Annotated in this window: 6 protein-coding genes; 5 read left to right on the top strand and 1 reads right to left on the bottom strand. The window is 54.6% G+C overall.

All coding sequences use genetic code 11. The features are described 5' to 3' along the window. The 5 genes from ACWVCN_RS07950 to ACWVCN_RS07930 all read left to right on the top strand — a co-directional run. Window positions 1–682: OmpA family protein (locus ACWVCN_RS07950; protein ID WP_455245030.1), on the top strand; the 682-nt coding region annotated here is incomplete at its 5' end. Beyond that, window positions 679–1,812, top strand: coding sequence for a hypothetical protein (locus ACWVCN_RS07945; protein WP_455245029.1), 1,134 nt, complete (start codon window positions 679–681; stop codon window positions 1,810–1,812). The genes ACWVCN_RS07950 and ACWVCN_RS07945, both read left to right, overlap by 4 nt. A gap of 61 nt (window positions 1,813–1,873) precedes the next feature. Continuing rightward, entirely contained in the window at window positions 1,874–2,590 is a 717-nt protein-coding gene (locus ACWVCN_RS07940; protein WP_455245028.1) for a PHP domain-containing protein, read from the top strand. Beyond that, on the top strand, window positions 2,542–5,334 hold the full coding sequence (dnaE, locus tag ACWVCN_RS07935; RefSeq protein WP_455245027.1) for a DNA polymerase III subunit alpha: 2,793 nt from the start codon (window positions 2,542–2,544) through the stop codon (window positions 5,332–5,334). Before ACWVCN_RS07940 ends, dnaE begins: the two co-directional genes overlap by 49 nt. A 64-nt stretch (window positions 5,335–5,398) precedes the next feature. Beyond that, on the top strand, window positions 5,399–6,367 hold the full coding sequence (locus tag ACWVCN_RS07930) for an acetyl-CoA carboxylase carboxyltransferase subunit alpha (protein WP_455245026.1): 969 nt from the start codon (window positions 5,399–5,401) through the stop codon (window positions 6,365–6,367). Between the two features lie 18 nt (window positions 6,368–6,385). On the opposite strand, the gene ACWVCN_RS07925 is transcribed toward ACWVCN_RS07930, so the two are convergent. Then, on the bottom strand, window positions 6,386–7,380 hold a 995-nt coding region (locus tag ACWVCN_RS07925; protein WP_455245025.1), incomplete at its 5' end, for a TIGR03862 family flavoprotein.

The following is a 7,380-nucleotide window of genomic DNA, read 5'->3' as shown; positions in this document are numbered from 1 at the left end:
TCGAGACCGTATTCTGCAACAGGCCCGTACGCTCTTCGAGGGCGCACCCGTTCGCCTTGTCGATCAACTCACGGTCGATCCCCAGGTCACTCCCGCAGGGTGGCTATCTCCGCTTCCCACTATCCTGCCTTTACTGCGACACATGGACGGACGTGGTTCCATCATTATCGACGGCCGTTCCATCGTATTGAGCGGACAGGCCGCTTCGGATGAGAGCAAAGCAGTCATGCTCAAAATAGTTACTCCCATGACATCGATCGGGCTTGCCCTTGAAGACCATATCGTATCGGACTCGAAGAATGCTCGACAACTCAAGCTGCAATCGAAACTGGCCCAATTTCTTTCGCGAAATCCGATCGACTTTGACTCGAATCAATCCAGGCTCACATTACGAAGCCGTCAGGTCCTCGACCGTCTGGCTTCACTCTTACAGCAGTACCCCCCGGCCGCAATTGAAATCGGCGGTCATACCGACGGGTTCGGGGAGCCGGAATACAACAGGGAACTAAGCAGGAGAAGAGCTGAGACGGTGCGTCAGTATCTGACGGATCATGGAGTGCAGCATCAGTTCACGACTGTCGGATACGGTGATAGTAAACCCATCACTGCCAAGAAGTCGCGGGATGCCCTTCGGCGAAACAGAAGAATCGAGTTTCTGGTCCAGGGATCGAGCGATCTATGACAGGTCTGATTTTCCAAATGTTGGGTTGTCTGATCGTCGCCGCAGGGATCGGTGCGGCGGTGGGATGGCTGTGGCGGCATCAATCTACTACCTCTCATGAGCAGCAGATGGTCGATTGTGAGACGGAGCTCCGAGTGAAAGGGGAAGCGCTCGACACCGCCCTGTACGAACTGAAATTAAAATCCTCGACACATGCCATGTTGGAAGCCAAGGTGGCCACATTAGAAAGTCTGGCCCGATCCACAGAGCAGGACCTCATTGCAAAGGAAGACCGTATTTCCGCACTTCAAAAAGAGCTCGCTTCGGCGCGTCAGCGGCTCTTGGCAACCGAGTCGGAGCATACCGCAAGTTTGTGCCGTCTCGCCGAACACGATAGTGCGATTACTGCGTATGTGAATGAAGCGAGGCAGGCGAATGCCGCCAGAACGGTTGCGCAACAGGAATTGCTGGTGACACAAAAAAAGATTTCTGATCTTGAGCAGCAATTGGTGGCCTCGGAGAAGTCTCTCAAGGAACTCTCTCGTCTTCGCGATCAGATTGCAAGCTTGAAACCGTATCAAGGACGGGTCCAGTGGCTCGAGGCACAACTCAGCGAAAAAGACGCGGAGCATCGGGTAACCCTCAAACGGATGAAGGAACTGCTTCATCACGCGGAGTCGCGAGAGCGTCATACCGCAGAACTTGAACGGCGTGTTTCCGATCTGGAATCAATCCAAGCCGAGTTGGCCGGGCAAGCTGAAGCCATGGGACGGAAAGAAGAAGAAATCTCTAGACTCCGGAAGCGCCTGGTCGAGGTACGGGCAGCTCTTCGTGTTCGTACTGACGGCGGGCATGTTGTCGCGCGTTCTGATGCGCCGGAGAATCAATTGAGCCTTCAGATCAGTCAGTCCAAATTCCTGAACTCATCGCAAAAAGACGACCTCAAGAAGATTTCCGGAATCGGGCCGGTCCTTGAACGCGCACTCAACAAGATGGGTACCTATAGCTATATCCAGATCGCAAAATGGACATCCGGAGACATTGCGCACGTCGCGGCTAAAATCGGTACTGCTCCAGATCGGATTAAGCGAGAGAAATGGATTGCCGCAGCGAAGAAACATTATCGTGAAAAATACGGTGAGAAAATCTAACCGTGGGTCCGGGGTGCTCCCTGTTCATTGACTTCGCCGCAGCCTCCTCCTAGAATCGCTCATGGCTTCTTCGTTCGTCCATCTCCATCTTCATACCCAATTCAGCCTGTTGGACGGCGCGAATCAGATCGATCCGCTCGTTAAACAAATTAAATCGTTCGGGCAACCAGCTGTAGCGATGACGGACCATGGCAACATGTTCGGGGCGATCGAATTCTATCGAAAAGCCAAGGAAGCAGGGGTCAAACCGATCATCGGGTGTGAAGCCTATATGGCCCTCGGCAGTCGCCATGCGAAAAAAGATAGCGGGTTGGCCCACAATGATTACTATCATCTGATACTGCTATCGAGAAACCTGACCGGCTATCAGAATCTCGTCAAGCTCGTTAGTAAAGGTTATGTTGAAGGATTCTACTATAAGCCTAGAATAGATAAGGAACTTCTCAGGAAGCATCATGAAGGCATCATTGCCCTTTCAGGATGTTTGAGCGGCGAGATCCCGTACCTGATAGGCCAAAAAGATATGGATGGCGCGATGTCTGTCGCCGGAGAGTTCCAGGAAATTTTCGGCAAGGACCATTTTTACCTCGAAGTGCAGGCCAACGGCCTCGACCATCAGCGTGTCGCCAACGCAGGCCTCATCGAAATCCATAAGAAGCTTGGCATTCCTCTGGCCGGCACTAACGATTGTCATTACCTGAAAAAGAAGATGCCCGTCCGCACGAGCTCATGCTCTGTCTTCAGACCGGCAAGACATTGGGCGATCCCAATCGGATGAAATTCGATACGGACCAGCTCTACGTAAAATCGACGGAAGAAATCGCGCCGACGTTCGCCGAATTTCCTGGCGCAGTAAACAACACCTGCCGCATCGCCGACCACTGTGAGCTGGAACTAGCCCTGAATAAGACACACTTGCCGCAATACAAAGTTCCGGAAGGATACACGCGTGAATCCTATGTCGAGCAATTGGCGATCGAGGGATTGAAATCCCGGCTAAAAGAACGGCCGAGCAAGATTCCGTCCACCGTCTATGAACAACGGTTGCGGGAAGAGCTGATGGTAATTTGCTCAATGGGCTTTGCCGGGTATTTTCTGATCGTCTGGGACATCATTCGTTTTGCGCGATCACGACGCATTCCGGTCGGACCTGGTCGAGGCTCTGCTGCCGGCAGTCTTGTGGCGTACGCCCTTCGCATCACAGATTTAGATCCTTTGGTCTATACCCTCCTGTTTGAACGTTTCCTCAATCCGGAGCGTGTGTCGCTCCCCGATATCGACATGGATTTTTGCATGGATCGCCGGAGCGAGGTGATCAATTACGTCGTCGACAAGTACGGTTCCGATCACGTCGCTCAGATCATCACGTTCGGGACGCTCGGTGCCAAGGCTGCGATTCGAGATGTCGGCCGCGTGCTGGAAATGCCCTACGCTGAAGCCGACAAAGTGGCTAAACTCGTTCCAAACCAGTTGAATATTACCCTTCAGCAGGCGCTCGATACAGAGCCCCGGCTCCGTGAGCTGGTTGAAACCGATGCCAAGGTCAAGGAACTGATGACGATTGCCCAATCACTGGAAGGCTTGGCACGACATGCTTCAACTCATGCCGCCGGCGTGGTGATTTCTGAAGGTCCGTTGACGGACCATGTCCCTCTCTATAAGGGCGCGAATGAAGAAATCGTGACGCAATATTCGATGGGGGATGTCGAGAAGATCGGCTTGGTGAAATTCGACTTTCTCGGCCTCAAAACCCTGACCATGATTCGGCGCGCGGAGACACTCATTAACGAAGGCCATCCCGGTCAACCGCCGCTGGCTATCGATCAAGTGCCGTTCGATGACCCCAAGACGTTTGCGCTGCTGTCATCAGGAAAGACCACCGGAATCTTCCAGTTGGAAAGTTCCGGTATGCGTGACCTGCTCACTGGTTTCAAGCCGGATCGATTCGAGGACATTATCGCCATCATCGCCCTCTATCGTCCAGGCCCAATGGACCTGATTCCGGATTTCATCAAACGTAAACAGGGGAAAATCCCCATCACATACGAAACTCCAGAATTGGAGCCGATCCTGAAGGACACTTACGGCGTCATCGTCTACCAGGAACAGGTTATGGCGATCGCCAACACAGTCGCAGGATTCTCCCTCGGACAAGCCGACATTCTCCGGCGGGCCATGGGAAAGAAGAAGCCCGAGGAAATGGAGAAGCTGCGCGTCAAATTCCTGGATGGTGCGAAGAAGAAAACAATTGCGGAAAAGAAAGCCGAAAAACTCTACGAGCTGATCCAAAAGTTCGCCGGTTACGGGTTCAACAAGTCACATGCCGCAGCCTATGCCGTGGTCTGCTACCAGACCGGCTACTTGAAGGCCCACTATCCGACTGAATTCATGGCGGCGCTTATGACGAGCGACATGGGTAATACCGACAAGATCGTCGGCTACTTCACCGAATGTCGCGACCTCGGGATCAAAGTGTTAGGTCCCGACGTCAACGAAAGCCGGAAGAACTTTGCGGTAGTCGACGGTGCAATTCGTTTCGGGCTTGCGGCAATTAAGAACGTCGGGGAAGGGGCGGTTGATTCCTTGTTGGCGATCCGATCCGAAAGTGGTCCCTTCAAATCGTTTTTCGACTTTTGCCGCCGTGTCGATCTGCATAAGGTGAACAAGCGGATGCTGGAAGGGCTGATCAAAGCGGGAGCTTTTGATTCTCTCGGCGCAAAGCGCGCACAGTTAATGGCCGTGTTGGATCAGGCACTCGAGGATGGAGCTGCCGCACAGCGGGAACGAGAACTGGGCCAGACGAGCATATTCGGCGACGATCCGTCCGTCATCGGGAACGGAGCCCATCTTGCCGAACCATCGTTCCCGGACATTCCCGAGTGGGATCAAGCCGATCGGCTCAAATACGAGAGAGAGCTGACCGGATTTTATATCACGGCCCATCCCCTCGCCCGATACGAAGCCACAATTCATGCCCTCTCAACCGCAACTACGATCGGGCTCTCTGAACTCTCCGACGGCAAAGAAGTCAAGCTCTGCGGGATCATCGCTGCGGTCAAGTCGATGCTGACGAAGAAAGGTGACCGTATGGCATACCTCACGTTGGAAGATCTTCACGGCACCACCGAGGTGATCGTGTTTCCCGACTTGTATAAATCCGCCGGGGATCTGATCGCTCCTGAACGGCTTATCCGTCTTACTGGAACAATCGATCGGGGTGACAAGGGAACAAAAATACGCGGGAGTAAGATCGAGCCCCTTGCGGACGTTCAAACGCAGTCCATTAAACGGATTCACATCAAGCTAATAGACCGCCCGGAAGTTACGGATCAATTACCGAGACTGCTCGCCGTCTTTAAACGGCATCCAGGCAATACGTCAATTTCTTTGAGCTTCCGTGCGAACGAAGGTTTGGAAGCGGTGACGGCCCCTCTCCCTAATCTGGCCGTCACTGCCTCTGAACACTTCGTATCGGAAGTTGAAGAAGTGCTAGGCAAAGGGGCCCTTTCTCTGGTATCGTAACGCTACGTAGACGGGGTGGGCAGCTTCTCCTCCTCCCCTTGAGAAAACTCTGATTCACAGTCTTATGCGCGATTACCTCGAGTTTGAAAAACCGCTGCGTGAGATCGAAGAAAAGATCGAAAAGCTTGCAGCGGCGGGCAGCAGCAAATCCAGTGCTCAGGATGAGATCCGCAAGCTTCGAATGAAGCTTGCACAGTTGGAGCACGAGCTCTACGGAAACCTGAGCCCTTGGCAGCGCACCCAACTGGCCAGGCATCCCCAACGTCCCAGCACGCTCGATTACATCGGCGAAATCTTCCGCGACTTCCTGGAACTTCACGGAGACCGTTCTTTCGGCGATGACCGGGCCATCGTAGGGGGATTCGCCAATTTCAACGATCGATCCGTGATGGTTATCGGCCACCAAAAAGGGAAGACGCTGAAAGAGCGGATGCAGAGAAACTTCGGGATGCCGAATCCGGAAGGCTACCGGAAGGCATTGCGATTGATGAAGATGGCTGAGAAATTCGGCCGGCCGATCGTGACGTTTATTGACACACCGGGGGCCTATCCTGGAATCGGCGCAGAAGAGCGCGGGCAGGCGGAAGCCATCGCAAGAAATCTCCTGGTGATGTCCCGCCTGAGAGTGCCGATTATTTCCATCGTTATCGGTGAAGGCGGCAGCGGCGGTGCCTTAGCACTTGGTGTGTCAGACCGCCTCTTGATGCTGGAGCATGGCGTCTATTCTGTTATCTCTCCAGAAGGCTGTGCCGCCATCCTCTGGGATGATCCCGCCAAGGTGCCGGACGCAGCTGCCGCCTTAAAAATGACCGCCCAGGACCTGATGGACTTGAAGATCGTTGATGAACTGATTTCCGAGCCTCTCGGCGGTGCACATCGAGAACCCAAAGCGATGACGCAGAGAGTCGCGAAGAGCCTGAGCAATCAACTCTTCCAGCTGAACGACCTGTCTTGTGAACAACTCCTCGCTCAACGCGATCAGAAATATCGGCGAATCGGAGCAGTCAGCGGTCTTAATCCCGTCTCCAACTAGGTTTACGCCGGGTCCCCCCTACCCGTGTTTCACTGTCTCCTTGAGCCACGACATAGCGCCAATTCCAGCTGCCCGTCCTGTCGCAAGACAGGCTGTAAGGAGGTAGCCGCCGGTTGGGGCTTCCCAATCCAGCATCTCACCGGCGCAAAAGATGCCTGGGAGATCTCGAATCATCAGTCGTTCATCCAGTACTCCGAATCTCACACCTCCAGCTGTGCTGATCGCTTCCTCGACCGGTCGAGATGCCACCAGGCGAAGGGGCAACCGTTTGATGGCTGCGGCCAGTCGAGCAGAGTTGGAGAAGTCTTCCTTGTCCAGTACTTCGCGAAGCAGTGCCGACTTCACACTGTCGAGGTGAACGCGACGTTGGAGATGGGAAGCGATCGTACGTTTGCCGCGTGGCCGTGAAAGTTCCCGGATCAGTCCCGGCAGATCTCGATCAGGGGCTAGATCCAGCCAGACCGTCGCCGAGCCGCTACGTTGGATCTCATCTCGAATCGAAGCAGACAGGCTGTAAATCGGCCCGCCTTCGACTCCGGCCTCCGTGATCACGAATTCACCTTGCTGCTTGCTCTCCCTACCCTCGTCATTCCCGGCGGTCACTACTACCGACTTCACAGGACAGCCAGCGAACTTCTTACGGACATGATCACTCCATCCGACGTCGAATCCGCAATTGGCCGGACGCAGCGGCGCGACTGACACACCTTTCTGTTCAAGGACGGGAACCCAGGAGGCATTCGAGCCGGTCTTCGGCCAGCTGGCGCCGCCTAAGGCGAAGATCGTGGCATCTGGTCTGGTCACAACCTGTCCATCGCCGGTCTCGAAGCGGAGCTCCCCTCGATCGGTCCACCCGGTCCATCGATGGCGCACGTGTATGCGGACACCGCTTAGTCGCAACCGGCGCAACCAGGAGCGCAGTAACGGAGCGGCGTTCATGTCCGAAGGAAAGACTCGGCCGGATGAGCCGACGAACGTTCGTATGCCAAGCTCATGAGCCCATTTCCTGATGG

The organism is Petrachloros mirabilis (assembly GCF_975968855.1).
The sequence above is the reverse complement of the archived record's forward strand: the minus strand, read 5'-3'. Positions and strand labels throughout refer to the sequence as shown.